At 55.9% G+C, this 15,975-nt stretch carries 15 protein-coding genes, 1 tRNA gene and 1 pseudogene; 10 read left to right on the forward strand and 7 right to left on the reverse strand.

Going from position 1 to position 15,975, the window contains the following annotated elements; all coding sequences use genetic code 11:
• The first annotated feature begins 5 nt into the window (after window positions 1–5).
• The 8 genes from tolR to EC919_RS08030 all read left to right on the forward strand — a co-directional run bounded on the left by tolR (window position 6) and on the right by EC919_RS08030 (window position 5,897).
• A complete protein-coding gene (gene tolR, locus EC919_RS07995; protein WP_037014073.1) occupies window positions 6–470 on the forward strand; it encodes a protein TolR in 465 nt (154 codons plus the stop codon).
• Complete coding sequence (tolA, locus tag EC919_RS08000) at window positions 470–1,561, forward strand: cell envelope integrity protein TolA (RefSeq protein WP_133772815.1); 1,092 nt, start codon at window positions 470–472, stop codon at window positions 1,559–1,561. The genes tolR and tolA overlap by 1 nt, the downstream gene beginning before the upstream one ends.
• A 17-nt stretch (window positions 1,562–1,578) precedes the next feature.
• On the forward strand, window positions 1,579–2,859 hold the full coding sequence (gene tolB / locus EC919_RS08005; RefSeq protein WP_205902582.1) for a Tol-Pal system beta propeller repeat protein TolB: 1,281 nt from the start codon (window positions 1,579–1,581) through the stop codon (window positions 2,857–2,859).
• Between the two features lie 53 nt (window positions 2,860–2,912).
• The gene (gene pal, locus EC919_RS08010) at window positions 2,913–3,416 is read left to right on the forward strand and encodes a peptidoglycan-associated lipoprotein Pal (protein WP_065989719.1); all 504 of its coding nucleotides are present in this window, start codon (window positions 2,913–2,915) and stop codon (window positions 3,414–3,416) included.
• 6 nt (window positions 3,417–3,422) lie between these two features.
• Window positions 3,423–4,241 (forward strand): tol-pal system protein YbgF, encoded by an 819-nt coding sequence (gene ybgF, locus EC919_RS08015; protein WP_133772817.1) that lies wholly within the window; start codon window positions 3,423–3,425, stop codon window positions 4,239–4,241.
• Between the two features lie 179 nt (window positions 4,242–4,420).
• Window positions 4,421–5,068, forward strand: coding sequence for a 7-carboxy-7-deazaguanine synthase QueE (gene queE, locus EC919_RS08020; protein WP_065989715.1), 648 nt, complete (start codon window positions 4,421–4,423; stop codon window positions 5,066–5,068).
• Between the two features lie 15 nt (window positions 5,069–5,083).
• Complete coding sequence (gene queC, locus EC919_RS08025; protein ID WP_166650506.1) at window positions 5,084–5,758, forward strand: 7-cyano-7-deazaguanine synthase QueC; 675 nt, start codon at window positions 5,084–5,086, stop codon at window positions 5,756–5,758.
• 63 nt (window positions 5,759–5,821) lie between these two features.
• Window positions 5,822–5,897 (forward strand) — tRNA-Lys (locus EC919_RS08030).
• Window positions 5,898–6,007: 110 nt separating this feature from the next.
• Here EC919_RS08030 and EC919_RS08035 read toward each other — a convergent pair.
• From EC919_RS08035 to EC919_RS08060, 7 genes and pseudogenes are all read right to left on the reverse strand, one after another.
• Complete coding sequence (locus tag EC919_RS08035; RefSeq protein WP_133772822.1) at window positions 6,008–6,916, reverse strand: hypothetical protein; 909 nt, start codon at window positions 6,914–6,916, stop codon at window positions 6,008–6,010.
• Between the two features lie 526 nt (window positions 6,917–7,442).
• Window positions 7,443–7,871 carry a hypothetical protein gene (locus tag EC919_RS08040; RefSeq protein ID WP_133772824.1) on the reverse strand — a complete coding sequence of 143 codons (429 nt, stop codon included), beginning with the start codon at window positions 7,869–7,871 and terminating at the stop codon, window positions 7,443–7,445.
• Between the two features lie 279 nt (window positions 7,872–8,150).
• Complete coding sequence (locus tag EC919_RS27790) at window positions 8,151–9,014, reverse strand: methyl-accepting chemotaxis protein (RefSeq protein WP_432213803.1); 864 nt, start codon at window positions 9,012–9,014, stop codon at window positions 8,151–8,153.
• Window positions 9,012–10,061 (reverse strand): annotated as a pseudogene (locus EC919_RS27795) (HAMP domain-containing protein); the annotation flags it as partial. The pseudogene EC919_RS27795 and the gene EC919_RS27790, both read right to left, overlap by 3 nt.
• 467 nt (window positions 10,062–10,528) lie before the next feature.
• Window positions 10,529–11,545 (reverse strand): SMP-30/gluconolactonase/LRE family protein, encoded by a 1,017-nt coding sequence (locus EC919_RS08050; protein ID WP_133772828.1) that lies wholly within the window; start codon window positions 11,543–11,545, stop codon window positions 10,529–10,531.
• Window positions 11,546–11,564: 19 nt separating this feature from the next.
• Window positions 11,565–12,137 carry a hypothetical protein gene (locus EC919_RS08055; RefSeq protein WP_133772829.1) on the reverse strand — a complete coding sequence of 191 codons (573 nt, stop codon included), beginning with the start codon at window positions 12,135–12,137 and terminating at the stop codon, window positions 11,565–11,567.
• A 58-nt stretch (window positions 12,138–12,195) separates the two neighbouring features.
• Window positions 12,196–12,684: a YagU family protein gene (locus EC919_RS08060; RefSeq protein ID WP_133772831.1), complete on the reverse strand. Its 489-nt coding sequence runs from the start codon at window positions 12,682–12,684 to the stop codon at window positions 12,196–12,198.
• Window positions 12,685–12,745: 61 nt separating this feature from the next.
• On the opposite strand from EC919_RS08060, the gene EC919_RS08065 reads away from it, so the two are divergent.
• On the forward strand, window positions 12,746–13,717 hold the full coding sequence (locus EC919_RS08065; protein ID WP_243842221.1) for a LysR family transcriptional regulator: 972 nt from the start codon (window positions 12,746–12,748) through the stop codon (window positions 13,715–13,717).
• Between the two features lie 218 nt (window positions 13,718–13,935).
• On the forward strand, window positions 13,936–15,963 hold the full coding sequence (locus EC919_RS08070) for an FIST N-terminal domain-containing protein (RefSeq protein ID WP_133772833.1): 2,028 nt from the start codon (window positions 13,936–13,938) through the stop codon (window positions 15,961–15,963).
• The last annotated feature ends 12 nt before the right edge of the window (window positions 15,964–15,975 follow it).

Genomic DNA, 15,975 nt, shown 5'->3' on the forward strand with positions numbered 1-15,975 from the left:
TCCCAATGGCTTTAATCGCTCGCGGCCGACGCAACAAGCGCAAGCCGGTCGCCGAAATGAACGTGGTGCCTTACATCGACGTGATGCTGGTGCTGCTGGTCATCTTCATGGTGACGGCTCCGATGATCAACCAGGGCGTGAAAGTTGATCTGCCCAAGGTCTCCAGCGAGGCTTTGCCGCAGGACAACAACAATCAGGTCCTGACGATCTCGATCAAGGCTGACAAGACCTATTACTGGAACCTTGGCAGCGAAGTCGACACCGATAAGCAAATGGACAAGGCGATGACCTTGCCGCAACTGACCAGCGCAGTGACCAAAATCATTGCGGCCGGTCGTGACGCGGGCAAGCAGACTCAAGTGTTCATCCGTGGCGACAAGACGGTCGACTACGGCGCCGTGATGGGCACCATGGGCGGGTTGCAGAAGGCCGGGGTCGGGAACGTTGGTTTGATTACCGAGGCCCCCTGATGCAGCCGATTCGAGAGCCGTCTGCCTCGGAAAGCTACTTCTGGCCGTCCGTCTGGGCGGTGGGACTGCACGTCCTGATTTTTGGTTTGTTGTTCGTCAGCTTCGCAATGACGCCCGAGCTTCCTGAAGCCAGGCCGATCGTTCAGGCCACGCTCTATCAGTTGAAATCAAAAAGTCAGGCAACTACTCAGACCAACCAGAAGCTTGCCGGTGAGGCGAAGAAATCCGCTGCGCGACAAACCGAAGTCGAGCAGATGGAGCAGAAAAAAGTTGAGCAAGAGGCGGTGAAGGCGGCGGAACAAAAGAAAGCCGATGCCGCTCAAAAAGCCGAAGAGCAAAAGGCTGAAGAGGCGAAGAAAGCTGACGACGCCAAAAAAGCCGATGACGCTAAAAAAGCTGCAGACGACGCCAAGAAGGCCGAAGCCAAAAAGGCGGATGACGCGAAGAAAACCGCTGAAGAGAAACAATTGGCTGATATAGCCAAGAAGAAAGCCGAAGACGACGCGAAGAAGAAAGCCGAGGAAGACGCCAAGCGCGCGGCCGCGGAGGAAGCCAAGAAACAGGCTGCCGAGGACGCGAAGAAGCAGGCTGCAGACGACGCCAAGAAAAAGGCTGCCGAAGACGCGAAGAAAAAAGCGGCTGAGGATGCCAAGAAGAAGTCGACCGAGGACGCGAAGAAGAAGGCCCAGGACGCTGCTCGCAAATCAGCGGAAGACAAGAAGGCGCAAGCATTGGCCGACCTGCTTTCCGACAAGCCGGAACGCCAACAGGCGCTGGCCGATGAGCGTGGCGACGAAGTGGCCGGTAGCTTCGATGACTTGATTCGCTCTCGGGCGGCTGAAGGCTGGGCTCGTCCTCCTTCTGCGCGCAAGGGCATGACAGTCGTATTGCAGATCAACATGTTGCCGGACGGCACCGTGACTTCGGTCAACGTGAGCAAATCCAGCGGCGATGGTCCTTTCGACAGTTCAGCAGTAGCGGCGGTCAAGAATATTGGTCGTTTGACAGAGATGCAGGGGATGAAGCCTTCGGACTTCGCACCTTACCGTTCATTCAAGATGACATTCACACCTGAGGACCTAGCCTTGTGATTAACCTTCTTCGAGGAATGCTTGTCGTTCTGTGTTGCGCAGCGGGTTTCGCCGCTGCCGACGAAAAGAACATTCTGGTAACAAGCGGCAGTGACCGCGCCACGCCTATCGCAGTCGTGCCGTTTGGCCTGCAGGGCGGCAGCGTACTGCCGGAAGACATGGCAAAGATTATTGGCAACGACCTGCAGAACTCGGGCTACTACTCGCCGATTCCAAAGGAAAACATGATCAGCCAGCCGAGCCAGGCCAGCGAAGTCATCTTCCGTGACTGGAAAGCGCTGGGTGCCCAGTACGTCATGGTCGGCAGCATCGTGCCTTCGGGCGGTCGCCTTCAGGTTCAATACGCGCTGTTCAACGTGGCCACCGAGCAACAGGTTCTGACCGGCAACGTTTCGGGCACCGCCGACCAGCTGCGTGACATGTCGCACTATATTGCCGACCAGTCGTTCGAGAAGCTGACCGGCATCAAGGGCGCGTTTTCGACCCGCATGTTGTACGTGACGGCCGAACGTTTTTCGACTGACAACACGCGCTACACCCTGCAGCGTTCGGACTACGACGGCGCCCGCGCGGTGACGTTGCTGCAATCCCGCGAGCCGATTCTGTCGCCTCGCTTTGCGCCGGACGGCAAGCGTATTGCCTATGTGTCGTTTGAACAAAAGCGTCCACGAATCTTCGTTCAGCACATCGACACCGGTCGTCGCGAGCAGATCACCAACTTCGAAGGCCTGAACGGCGCGCCTGCGTGGTCCCCGGACGGCACTAAGCTGGCGATGGTGCTGTCGAAAGATGGCAACCCGGAAATCTATGTGATGAATCTGGCGTCGCGTCAATTGTCGCGAGTGACCAACGATTCTTCCATTGATACAGAACCGTTCTTCGGTAAAGACGGCTCCACGCTTTATTTCACGTCTGACCGCGGCGGCAAGCCACAAATTTATAAAACCAATATTAATGGCGGAGGGGCAGAGCGCGTTACTTTCATCGGTAACTACAATGCCAACCCTAAGTTATCGGCGGACGAAAAGACTCTGGTGATGATCCATCGTCAAGATGGCTTCACCAACTTCAAGGTGGCAGCTCAGGATTTGCAGCGCGGTAGCGTAAAAATCCTCACAGACAGCAACCTTGATGAGTCGCCTACTGTTGCGCCTAACGGCACCATGGTAATCTACGCCACCCGCCAGCAGGGCCGGGGAGTCTTGATGCTCGTGTCCATTAATGGACGCGTAAGGCTCCCGCTTCCTACCGCTCAAGGCGAAGTCAGAGAACCTTCCTGGTCCCCTTACCTGAACTGACGCGGCGCTTTACGTTGTACTTAACACACTTGGGGTTCATTAGGAGTTTTACGATGGAAATGCTGAAGTTTGGTAAATTTGCTGCGCTGGCTCTGGCCATGGCTGTAGCTGTAGGTTGCTCGTCCAAAGGCGGCGACAATGCCGGTGCTGGCGGCGCTGCTGTTGATCCTAACGCTGGTTACGGCGCTAACTCTGGCGCTGTTGATGGCAGCCTGAGCGAAGAAGCTGCTCTGCGCGCTATCACCACTTTCTACTTCGAATACGACAGTTCTGACCTGAAACCAGAAGCCATGCGCGCTCTGGACGTTCACGCCAAAGACCTGAAAGCCAACGGCGCTCGCGTAGTTCTGGAAGGCAACACCGACGAACGCGGTACTCGCGAATACAACCTGGCACTGGGCGAGCGTCGTGCGAAAGCCGTTCAACGCTACCTGGTTCTGCAAGGCGTTTCGCCAGCTCAGCTGGAACTCGTTTCCTACGGTGAAGAGCGTCCTGTTGCTACCGGTAACGACGAGCAATCGTGGGCTCAAAACCGTCGCGTCGAACTGCGTAAGTAATTTGACATGCGAACGTGCCGACGTGCTTTAACCGTTTTGGCTCTCACCCTTCCTCTTGCAGCGATGGGTGCGGTTCCTGTGGTCGATGACAACTCTGGCTCTGCTGGTAGCAGTTATCCGCCATCGGGTTATGGTACGTCTGGCGCCTACGCCGGAGGCGCGGCTACGGCCGCCCCTTCGGCGCAAGGTCAGCTTTTCATGCAATTGCAGCAAATGCAGGACGAAATTTCGCGCTTGCGCGGAATAGTCGAAGTTCAGCAAAACGATATCCAGCAGATGAAACAAGAAGCGCTGGATCGCTACAAAGATCTTGACTCCCGTATAGGAGCTGGCGGCGCATCTGCCGCATCACCTGCCAACAATTCTGCGTCCGACGGCGGCACCAATGCCGGCGGAGCACCCGCGTCACAAGCCGCTCAAGCGCCTCAGGCGAGCAGCGAGCCCGGTGACCCAGCGAAAGAAAAGCTCTATTACGACGCTGCTTTCGACTTGATCAAGGCGAAGGATTTCGACAAGGCCAGCCAGGCGTTTGCGGCATTCCTGCGCAAATACCCGAACAGCCAGTACGCGGGCAATGCTCAATACTGGCTGGGCGAAGTGAATCTGGCCAAGGGCGACCTTCAAGGTGCCGGCCAAGCCTTTGCAAAGGTCAGTCAGCTTTACCCAAAGCACGCCAAAGTGCCTGACTCCTTGTACAAGCTGGCGGACGTCGAACGTCGTCTGGGTCACACCGACAAAGTGAAGGGCATCCTTCAGCAAGTCGTTGCTCAGTATCCTGGCACTTCAGCTGCTCAGCTGGCTCAACGGGACCTCCAGCGTCTCTGATTGCCTGTCAATCTGACCGCTGATTCAAGAAAGCCGCGCATTGCGCGGCTTTCTTCGTTAGAATTCCGCCCCCGAAATTCCGGTATTGATTACGCTTCTGTGGATTCTGCGTGCGCAGGGTGGACAGAAGTGCCTGACGGAGGCGGATGGCCTGTTTAGCCGTTACGCCCGTGGCCCCTATGCAAGACACATTACGTATCACCGAAGTTTTCTACTCTCTGCAGGGTGAGACACGCACGGCAGGCTTGCCTACCGTTTTCGTGCGACTCACCGGCTGCCCGTTGCGTTGCGGTTACTGCGACAGCGAATACGCCTTCACTGGCGGAACAATCCAGACCCTCGACTCGTTGATGGAGCAGGTGGCCAGCTATCGCCCGCGCTATGTCTGCGTCACGGGCGGCGAGCCCCTTGCTCAGCCGAACGCCATTCCTTTGCTTCAGCGGCTGTGTGACGCGGGCTACGAGGTTTCTCTGGAAACCAGCGGCGCGCTGGACATCTCGAAGGTTGATCCGCGCGTCAGCCGTGTCGTCGATCTGAAAACCCCGGGTTCAAAAGAAGTGGCGCGCAACCGATACGAAAATATCGACCTGCTCACGCCCAACGACCAGATCAAATTCGTCATTTGTTCGCGGGAAGATTACGACTGGGCCGTTTCGAAGATCATTCAGTACGGTCTGGACCGTCGCGCCGGCGAAGTTCTGTTTTCCCCTGTCCACCGCGATCTCAACGTCAGAGACCTGGCCGACTGGATCGTTGCCGACAACCTCCCGGTGCGCCTGCAATTGCAGTTGCATAAAATCCTCTGGAACGACGAACCGGGGCGCTGAATGAGTGAGCAATCGATGACTGAGAAAAGAGCGGTAATCCTGCTGTCCGGCGGGCTGGATTCGGCCACCGTGGTGGCAATGGCCAAGGCCGACGGCTTTAGCTGCTACACCATGAGCTTCGACTACGGCCAACGGCATCGCGCCGAGCTGCAGGCGGCGGAGCGTGTAGCGGCCGATATGGGCGTGGTTGAACACAAGGTCATCGGCCTCAACCTGAACGGCATCGGCGGGTCTGCACTGACTGACAGCAGCATCGCGGTACCCGAGACGCCGGGTGATGGCATACCGGTGACGTACGTCCCTGCGCGTAACACCGTCTTCCTCTCTCTGGCACTGGGCTGGGCGGAAGTGCTTGGTGCTCGGGACATCTTCATCGGTGTCAACGCCGTGGATTACTCCGGCTACCCGGATTGCCGTCCGGAGTTCGTCGAGTCATTCGAGCGCATGGCCAATCTCGCCACCAAGGCTGGCGTTGAAGGGAAGGGCTTCACGATACAGGCGCCGCTGCAGATGCTGAGCAAGGCCGATATCGTCAAGACCGGTACGCGTCTGGGTGTGGATTACGGGTTGACGGTTTCCTGCTATCAGGCCGACGAGCAGGGACGTGCGTGCGGAAAATGCGACAGCTGCCGCTTGCGCGCTGAGGGCTTCGCGGCGGCGGGTGTGGCGGACCCGACGCGTTATTTTTAAATTATTTTCGCTTGGGTGTTGAATTACTGTGAAATATCAGTAATATACGCGCCACAACGAAGCGGGTCGTTAGCTCAGTTGGTAGAGCAGTTGGCTTTTAACCAATTGGTCGTAGGTTCGAATCCCACACGACCCACCATTTCGAAAATCTGGAAGGCCCATGAAAATGCGGATTTCCAGATTTTTTTTTGCCTGTCAGAAAGTACCGACCGGGGCTGACTCAATAACTCAGCGCCCCTCGCGTTCACCTCACGCCTTGCCGAAAACCACGTCCAGGGACATAGAGTCAGTGTGCCGCATAGGGTTGCTGCCTTGGCCCAGGGTGTCGTCATTCGGATGCTGATAGGTCATTCCAGTGCCCAGCTCGTTGGTCAGGAAATCGCCCCCCTGTTTCATCTTGTCCGTGGACCCGTCGTACCATCCGGCGATGGTCTTGTTCCCGGCCGAGTCCAGGGAAGTAATGCTGTCTGGGGCTTTGTCAGCGATACTTTGCTTGTCACCGACTTCAAATCCTTTGCCGTCGCTCGCATGAATTGCAGCGTTGCGGCCATCGATGTCGCTGGTGTTGATGAAGCCGTTATAGAACTCAAGGCGGCTCGCATCAGGTTTGTAGTTGCCGTCCGCGTCGGCCTGTTTGAGCAGGCCCGTTGTGTCTGCCTCGTACTTCATGGTTCCTTTTTGTCCAGGCTCCAGTGACAACTCACCGACCAGCTTCTCGTTTTTGTCGAACTGGCCAATCTTTATGGCGTGGTCTTGAGCGTTGGTGATATTGAGGGAGTAAGGGCCACTGCCAGCGGTGGCCGCGTCGCCCACAGCGCCAGCCTTGCCTACGGACTCAGGCGCAGTTGCGGGCCTGGATGCCGTCGAAGTGTCTGGCGCAGATGTGGAGGCGTGAGGCGCGGCGGATGATGCCTGACTGACACCTGGCGTCGCAGCCGCCTGTGGGGGCGCAACGTTCGCAGCCATCGGCTGAGCAGGGGCGGAGGCTGCCGCTGACCTGCCTTGCGGACTGCCACTGCCTTGGGAAGATGCGCCCGTATCGCCCCGACTTTGCTGCATGAACTGTGCGAGCGCCTGCATGATCTGCTCGACCAGATTACGTACCGATGCCGCCAGGTCTTGATCGATGGGATTGGCCGCGCGCTCGCTGGCATTCACACGGCTGTCACTGTTGTGCGGCGAGGGTCCCCCGAAGTTCACCGACTGCGCACCGGCACCGGGCGAACTACCGAAATCGATTCCTCCGCCCGCTTGCCGTTGATCAGCGAAACGCCCGTGGGGCGAGCCAAAATCATTGCTTTGCAAGCCAACGCCCTGATCGACAGGTCCTGCCACTTTCATCGACATACGTCACCCGTTCTGGACTTTATACCGCTTGAGTGGCAACTGATCCGCTTTGGTTCCGTCGTCCCAACCTATTGGTCCGAGGCAACATCGTGCTTTTTTGCAGAAAGAGGAGTTAAGAGAATCGTATGGGCCATCAAAAACTCCCAACTCCCTCGCTCTCACATTCCAGAGGGGGAGGCAATGGAAAAACTAATACCACTCAAGTCTAGACGTCGAGCTGGGCGGCGGCAGTAGGAATGGCGGGGTTTTCTCACCCGGTAGCGGCTAATGGCTGAGAAAGCCTCCTGTCTGTATGGGTTCTACAGGTAAAGAACGCCACTTTGCGAACCTGTCCCTCTCAGGCTGTCGTACTGACCATCGAACCTGAAGTGCTTCCACCGGAATTTTGTACCAGTTGAAGCAAAGAGGCGGTTGCTGTCTCTAGAGCAGAAGAGGTCGCCGCCACTTGTGATTGAGCTGCTCCAACGGCCGCAGCTTTAGCTTGCTCTTCTTGCCGACTTGCTTGCGCCTTAGCCAAGGCTTGCTGTTGCTGCTGAAGTTGCTTTTGCAGCTCGGCAATTTGCTTCTTCAACTGCTCGATGGCACTTGATGAATTGCTGCTACTCCCAGTGTCTCCGGTACTGCCGGAAGCCGGGGCTTTCGTCTGATTGGTTTCGCTGCTCTCCACTGCGGTTTCGCTATCATTCTTGGTCGAAACTGTGGCAATGGCCGTCGATTCAGAGGTACGAATATTAAGGGTTTTGGACATGCTTGATAGGCTATTCATATAAGTTCTTCTTGATGTTGGAAAAATCTGTCGACGCCGTTACTTCAGGTTCAAACAGGATCGATGGGTCGGTTCGTTTCTATTGGTTTGTCCATGGGTAACTTTCCAGTTCAAAAGTTGTTAATGACTACTAAGGGCCGCGGTCCCTTGCTTAAGCTGCTGCTATGGACCCCTGTACCGTTGTCTCGGGTAATTTTCTGACGATATAAACTGGAAAAAAAGCGATTTTCTGTGATAAGCAGCAGGAGGCGTCGATTTCATGCCTTATATAAAAATTTCCTATAGCTTGAATCGTGAAACCAGTGTTTGCAAGTGAACGCCTAACCTAGCCAGTTCGGCGCTGGACGCTGCTGTTTCGTGACTGGCTTCAGCCGTCTGGTCCGAGATGGCGCGGACATTGACGATGCTACGGTTAATATCTTCCGCCACTGTTGCCTGTTGCTCTGCTGCTGCCGCAATCTGCTGGTTCATTTCCTCAATAGAACTGACCGAGTGACTGATATGGTTCAGCGATACGCCCGCCTGGTGAGTGAGTTCCACGCTATTGTGACTGAGCGTTCTGGTGGTATACAGAATGGTGGCTACGTCCTCAGTGCTTTGATGTAATTGCGTAATAAGTTGCTCTATCTCTTCTGTAGAAGTGTGGGTGCGCTGAGCCAGGCCTCTAACTTCTTCCGCCACTACGGCAAATCCTCGACCCAACTCTCCTGCGCGAGCTGCTTCAATCGCTGCGTTCAGAGCGAGCAGGTTCGTCTGTTGAGCGACAGACTTTATGACTACCAAAACTCCGCCGATTTGGTTGCTTTGGTGTTTTAGATGTTCCATGGCGCCTGTGCAGTCCGTCATCTTTTCTGCCAACTGTGCCATCGTCTCAACAACGCCTTTCACAATCTGATCCCCATCCCTCGATTCTTTAGCCGCACTGATCGCTGCGGTCGAGCCGGCTTGCGCATTGCGGGCAACCTCGTTCACCGCCGACGTCATCTCGTGCATGGCAGCCGCAACCATGTCCGTTTCAGCTTTCTGTCCAGTGACACCAGCGCTGGTCTGGTCAGTTACCACAGACAACTCCTCGGCAGCGCTGGCGATTTGGGTCACGCCGTCGCGCAATTCAGCCACCAGAACGTTCAAATTGACTGTCATTTCTTGCAGGCCGACTTGCACTTGACCAAACTCATCACGGCGCGTTATATCCACCCGCTCTGTCAAGTCACCCGCCGCCACGCGTCGCACTGAAGCAATAAGTCTAAACAAGGGCGTTGTAATGAGCTTATAGAGGATGAGTGCTGCAGCGACACCCATGATAAAAGCCAGAAGCGTAGAAAAAATTAGCGACTGTTCAACCCAAGCCACATCGGCCATGCGGAAGTTATTTTGGTTGATGTACAGGGTGGCGCAGACTTTCGAGACCTTTTCCAAGTCGCTTTCGAGGGTCTGCCGAATCGGGGTCAATGAATCCAGGCTGTCCGACATTTTCAGTACTTGCGTCTCCAGCCCTGCTATAGCTGGATTGATCACAGAAGGGATATGCGATGCTGCTCCCGCATCATTTGTCTGCCCCAGCTCCGCTTGCACAGTTCTCATTGACTCACGAAGACGGCGCTCATCGGCTGAGCTGGCGGTCGTTATATAAGCTCTCAAATCAGAGAGCATCTCGGCATAGCGCATCGGAAAAGTATTTAAGCTATTGCCAGAATTTTTGTCGGTCGGCGCGGTCGGCGCAGCAGATGAAGTCTGCACTGGAGGGACCATACCTTCATATAGCGAGCGCAGCGTTGCGCGCTCCGCCTCAAGGACCTTGGCGGTGCTCAGATAACGGGCAAGGCTGTCTGTATAATCACTGGCAGCTTCTTTTGCTTTTGTGACCAAGGGTGCGTTTATTGCTGAGATGAATACTGAAGGTAAATAAGCGGTGTGAGCCCTGAGTTTTTCTGCCGTCTCTTGCCAGTTATTAGCGTCTTGAAATTGTTGCTGACTGTTGGCTACCGCATAGGCGATTTTTAAGTCACGAGTCAACTCATTGAGTTTGGCTATGTCAGCAAGCCTGTCGTATCGACGGCTCAACGACTGGTTGCCTTGCCACCCTACATAGGCTATCGCCAGCGAAAGCACAATAAGCAGGCCAAAACCGGTAATCAGCTTGGGCTTGATCTTGGCATTGTAAAAAAAGCTATCGAAAACCCTTATCATTCTGCTGCCTTAATTAATACTTGGGCATCACGATGTGTGCCCGGACAATGTGTATATCGGTCGGTATTAAGTTAACTAGATCGCTTTACGCTACAAGTAGATGAGCGGTATCTGCTCCAGCATCTATGCATTAATGTTCTTTCTTTTTTTAACACCGGCGGCAGGCAGCATTGGTCAGCCTTTATTGTTCTACGTTTCTAGTGAGAATTGCTTTCACTTATTGCGGCCGGCATTGCGAGTTTCACAATGCCGGCACCGCACGCTGCCCAGTGCCCTGCAGCCGCAATGTTCCTATATTCAAGCCGTATAAACGCGACGCGTATGCTTTATGTAGCTTGTCGTTGAATTCATAAAGACTTTGCATTGCCCTTGCTGCGAGATTTAAGGTTTTTTGGGCCGAGGCGGCCTGGCGTTGAAATGGCTGCAGCTGGTGAACGCTCGGGATCAACGTGTCAGACACACAGTCATTAGTGTCCGATAACCCGCTTCGCCACCTCTACCCTGAGCACATTGTTGGCGGCAGTAATATAAATCCAACTTCCCTGTGCACTTGAGCAGAACGTCAGGTTACTCGTGTCCTTAGCATCCACCAGCAGTTTGCCCAGCAGCTTCCCCGCAGACGAAAACACCTGAATCCCTTCTTTACTGCTGCTCCACACGTTCCCGAGTGCGTCCACTTTGATACCGTCAGGAATGCCGGACTCGATGTTGGCGAACAACTTGCCGTTGATCAGGTGGCGATCGCGCACCTGATACACCATGATGCGGTGCGCGAGGTTCTTGTTGGTGAAATCATGCGCCAACTGAGAGTCCGCCACATACAGTAGTTGCTGATCTGGCGAGAAGGCCAAGCCATTAGGCGAATGGACTTCGGGCGTGTCGAGACGGGTGATCTGGCCGGTGTCCGGGCCGTAGCGATATAGAAACTCACCGCCTTGCTCAGGTGTGCCGCCATTACCTTCACTCTTGCTTAGGACCCCAAATGTGGGATCCGAAAACCATAAATTGCCGTTTTTATCCGCCACCACATCGTTCGGGCTGTTTAAGTGCTTACCTTGGTAGGTATCTACCAGCGTACGCCACTCACCGTTACTTTCCTGCCGCACAATGCCGCGCTTGCCATGAGAGGCTGCGACCACAAGACCTCGACCGTCAAGTGTATGTCCATTTTGATAGTCAGCCGGTTCCAGCCAAGTGGACACGCCAGTCCTCACCTGCCAGTTGTTGACCTTGTTGGATTTGATGTCGCTCCATATGAAACGGCCATCGGCTAGGCAAAGCGGGCCTTCGGCCCACTTCGCTTGATCGGTCAGCAGCTCGACGCGAGCCCCGGCGGCAACCAGTTGGCTGAACTCCGGGTCGGAGACGACTTGCTGGACAGGTGCGACCGCGCCGGTTGCGCCTGCATGGGGGGCGGTCAGAAGCGCACTGCTCAGTAGCCACCAAGATGGGCACATAAAAAGTTTTCGCAAGGTCGGGTTCATGGCATGCGTCTGTATGAAATTAGTAGGAACAGCTGCCGTTGGTGCGTTTGTCAGCCGCACCAGGTTTCAACTTGATAATTAGTTGCACATTGGGCTCATCACCCACCGTACGGGTGAGGTGGCCCACACGCTCGTCATCAGGACGAGGCCGAGACCGGGTGTCGGCATTGAACTGCATCTCCCCAGGACCTTGGACAAGCACGGTGCCGTCGGTGGTTTCAACAGACCATTTGCCCTGCAGGGTAATTACCCACTGTGGCCCAGGCGCGTGGTGCCAGCTGCCGACATAACCGGGAGGTAACACAGCGTAGGCGATGCTCTCAATATCATCAGGTGAGACGCCGATCCATTGCGGCGCGGCCGGAGGTGCATAGCTCTTGAATTCCAGGCCCTCAATGCGGCAGTGGCCCACATGGGTAGCGCCTTTCTCGTCGGCCCACAGCGTGGCATATGAAATAGGCGGTTGAAGTTGACCATTGCTGGTCGTTGTTTGCGAAGACTCTTTGGATACCGACCCTACAGTGGCATTGGCGCTGCCTGTACCAGCGCATACGGCTGCGCATGCCAACGCTAGTGGATACAGAGGTTTCATCAAAATACTCCATCTATGTAAACGTTCCGAATTAACCAGGGCACAGCGCATCTCACTCTCACTTTAGATGGGGCAACCAGCGTTGCAGCAAATCCCGCCGTATGACTTCGATTACCCACATCCACAGCAGGTGCCCGACCGTCTCAGACATCCACTCTTCTGGAGGAAGGTCCCAGAGCGGTGGCGCCCAGTGAAACACCGGGAGGATCACTCCGTGAAAGCCAACGGTGACCAACAGACCGAAGCCAACGCCTTGCCACAAGGCGGCACGCGGATACCTGATTACGAGCAGGCAATAGAGCATGGCAAAGACGATGGAAAATCCATGATGAATTAGGCCGCTTCCGTAATTGATGACGTGCTGGGAATATTCGTAAGTGAGCTGTTGAGCATCGATACCGATGGAGTCAAGCATTTCCAGAGGAGGCAGAGGTCGATCTGGGGCGCGAGGGGGGAAAGGAATCTCTGTACCCCACTTGATGAAGCTGGAAACGTTGCCGCCAATGAAACCGGCCAGTGCAGCTGCACCATAATCACGAGCGTTCAAGACAGAATCCTTTATTCAGGGACCAGGCCGAAACGGATCTTTTGGTCTTCAATGACCAATTATGTCCAAGTCAAATAAGTATGTAACATACTATTTTGATGGCTTATTGATACTAAGAAGGTATCGGATGATTGATTTGAGGTTGATGCGCCAGTACGTGGCGGTGGCAGAAACGCTGAATTTCCGCAAGGCCGCGCAGCGCTTGAACATGTCACAGCCACCCCTGAGTGTGGCGATTCGCCGCTTGGAAGAATGCCTTGGCGTACAGCTGTTGCAGCGCAGTACGCGTGCCACTCAGTTAACCCCGGCAGGTGTTGTATTTTTGGTTGAGGCCCGTCAGACCTTGTTGCAAGCCGAGCGTGCGTGTGAGATGGCGCGTCGTTCTGCTGCGGGGATGATCGGAACCATTCGCTTGAGCTTCGTCGACAGTATCGTCGACGGCTTGCTCCCAGAACTGCTGCGGCGTTACCACGCTGAGAACCCGAACGTCGACATCCAGCTGCAAGAGGCTACTCCGCCAGAACAACTGGACGGTCTGCGCGATGACCGGCTTGATTTGGGTATTCTGGTGCTGCCGGTCATGGAACCGAGGAATATCCACATCGAGCCACTGTTCGAAGACCGGATGGTGGCGGTATTGCCGCAGGACCATCCTTTGGCACACGACGCGTGCATAGCGCTGACGGCGTTGGCCGATCAACCATGGATACTGTTCGCTGCGCACCATGGCCCTGGCATGCATTCGCGCATTTTGTCGGCTTGCGCGACCGCAGGTTTCACTCCCCGGGTAGTACAAAAGCCTCGCCAAATGCAGACCACCGCCGGACTAGTAGCCGGCGGGGTCGGTGTGGCGCTCATGCCGAACAGCTATGCCCGCCGTCAACCTGGCCGGCTCGAGGTTCGAGAACTCATAGGGCCAGGGACTCCTGTTCCCTATGTGCTGGCGCTGGCCTATCGCGAGTTGTCTCCGTGTGGGAAGTCCCTGCGCGATGAAACAATAAAATTGGTTCAGTCTCCAGAATTCCATTTATAACTCGTGTGCTGCTGCTCTACAGCAGGAAAAGCGAGTTGGCCGCCAAATTCAAAACAAATGTTGATGAGGCCATCCGTGACGTGCCCGATGCGCTAACCACTGCCCTTACCGACCGACGCCTACCCCCGCGCTTCAGTCTCCTCGCCCACAGCCGATACAGAGAAAAGCTGCCGTGCATGTAGCCATGCGCTCAGCGATCCTTCCGAGTGAGCCAAGTGATGAACCCATTGAACTTCTTCAATCGATCCCGTGCCCATCGCCAGGAAGCGGTCAGCATTAACTGCACCGCTGGCGAGCTGGACGGTGCCTTGGCAGGCGTGCGTTCGGTTCCCGTTCTGGTAACGGGTTTCGTCTCTCCTCATCTGGATATCGACCAAATCGCCGCCCGCATCAAGCAGCGCTTCCCCGACAGTGCGCTGAGCTTGTGCACCACGTCAGGCGAGTTGTGCAACAGTGCGACCGGTTTGTACTGTGCGACCGGCGATCGCTGGGACCGCATCGTCCTTCAGCTCTTCGAGCGCAGCGTGATTGCCTCAGCCGAAGTGGTGATGGTGCCGCTGGAGTGCGAAGACATCCGCAGCGGCGGCAAGCGCATGGAGATGCGTGAGCGCATTGAAAAACTGATCAGCAACATCAAGCGTGCGCAGGTCAGCACGGCCATCGACCACCGCGACACCCTGGCTTATGTCGTGTTCGACGGCTTGTCGGCGTCCGAATCGTTTTTCATGGAAGCGCTTTACGAGTCCGGTCGCTTTCCCTGCCTGTTTGTCGGCGGCTCGGCCGGTGGCAAGTCGGATTTCAAGAAAACGCTGATCCACGACGGCAAGCGCAGCTATCAGAATCATGTGCAAATTGTCTTCATCAAGACAGCCGCCGACGTACGTTTCGGCGTGTTCAAAAGTCAGAATTTCCAGCCTGCCGGATTGACCTTCAGTGTTCTGACCGCTTCCGTCGAAGACCGTACCATCGACCAGGTGATCGACAGCAAGGGCAACATCATGAGCATGGTCCAGGCGCTGTGTAACGCGTTTGATTGTGATGCTCAGGCCCTGGAAAAGAACCTCGCGGATTACTCCTTCGCCATCCGGGTAGGCAGCGAGTTGTTCGTGCGCTCCATCGCGCGCATCGACCATGGACAGCAAATCATTCAGCTGTTCTGCGACGTGGCCCCCGGCGAGGAACTGGTGATGGTCAAGCGCACCCCTTTGCGCGAAGCCACCCGCGTGGATTACGAGCAATTCCTGCGCGGCAAGGGCGGGCAGCCCGTCGCGGCGATCCTCAACGACTGCATCTTGCGTCGGGCCAACAACGGCAAGGATCTGGGCAGCATGACCGGATTGTTCGGTGACGTGCCGCTGGTGGGGTTTTCGACCTTCGGCGAAATTCTCGGCCTGAACCTGAACCAGACGCTCACGGCGATCTTTTTCTTCCGAGTGGCGAAGGGCGCTTCGTTCACCGATGAGTACGTGGATAATTTCATTGCTCACTATGGCGAATTCAAAGCGTTTTTCCTGCGCCGCCAGCTCAAGAAGATGGTGGGTTTGAACCACGTCATCGTTAAACAGATCGAGGCGTTCAAGCTCAACGATTTCAACAACGCCCTGGACACACGCGGGCTGGATACCAAAGTGTTACCTGTCTTCGAAGGCCTCGCCGCACTGGGGCGGGTTCTTGCCCAGGCCGGGCAGCAGCAGGAAGAGATGTCCACGCAAATCAAGCATTACTCCGGCGAGCTGCACCTGTCGATGGACGATCTGGCCGGTACGATTGACCAGCAAAATACCGTCTCGACAAACGCCGGCAATACCGTGGTTGCGCTGGTCAGCCAGGCAGACGAAGCGGTGGTCGGTGCACGAGCCCTCGCGGAATCGAGCCTGCGCATCCAGTCCATCGTGCAGGTGATTCAACAGATCGCCGGGCAGACCAATCTGCTGGCGCTCAACGCCGCCATTGAAGCCGCAAGGGCTGGGGATTTGGGCAGAGGTTTCGCCGTGGTTGCCGATGAAGTGCGCAAGCTGGCGGAAATCACCCGTAAGAACGCGGCGGAGATCGGCGTCGACATCGACCTGCTCTCCAGCGAGATCCAGCGGGTGGCGCAACAGATCGAGGACCAGTCAACCGGCGTCGGCGCGCTTCGCGAAATGCTCGACTCTCTGGAGCACTCGAACCAGGCCACCGAAGGCACGGCGCGGCGCACCAAAGCCATCGCCGATACCTTGACCGGCTTGACCCACGCCAGAGCTTGACCCACGATGCCT

Origin of the sequence: Pseudomonas graminis (genome assembly GCF_004364335.1) — a bacterium.
Classification (GTDB): Bacteria; Pseudomonadota; Gammaproteobacteria; order Pseudomonadales; family Pseudomonadaceae; genus Aquipseudomonas; species Aquipseudomonas graminis_D.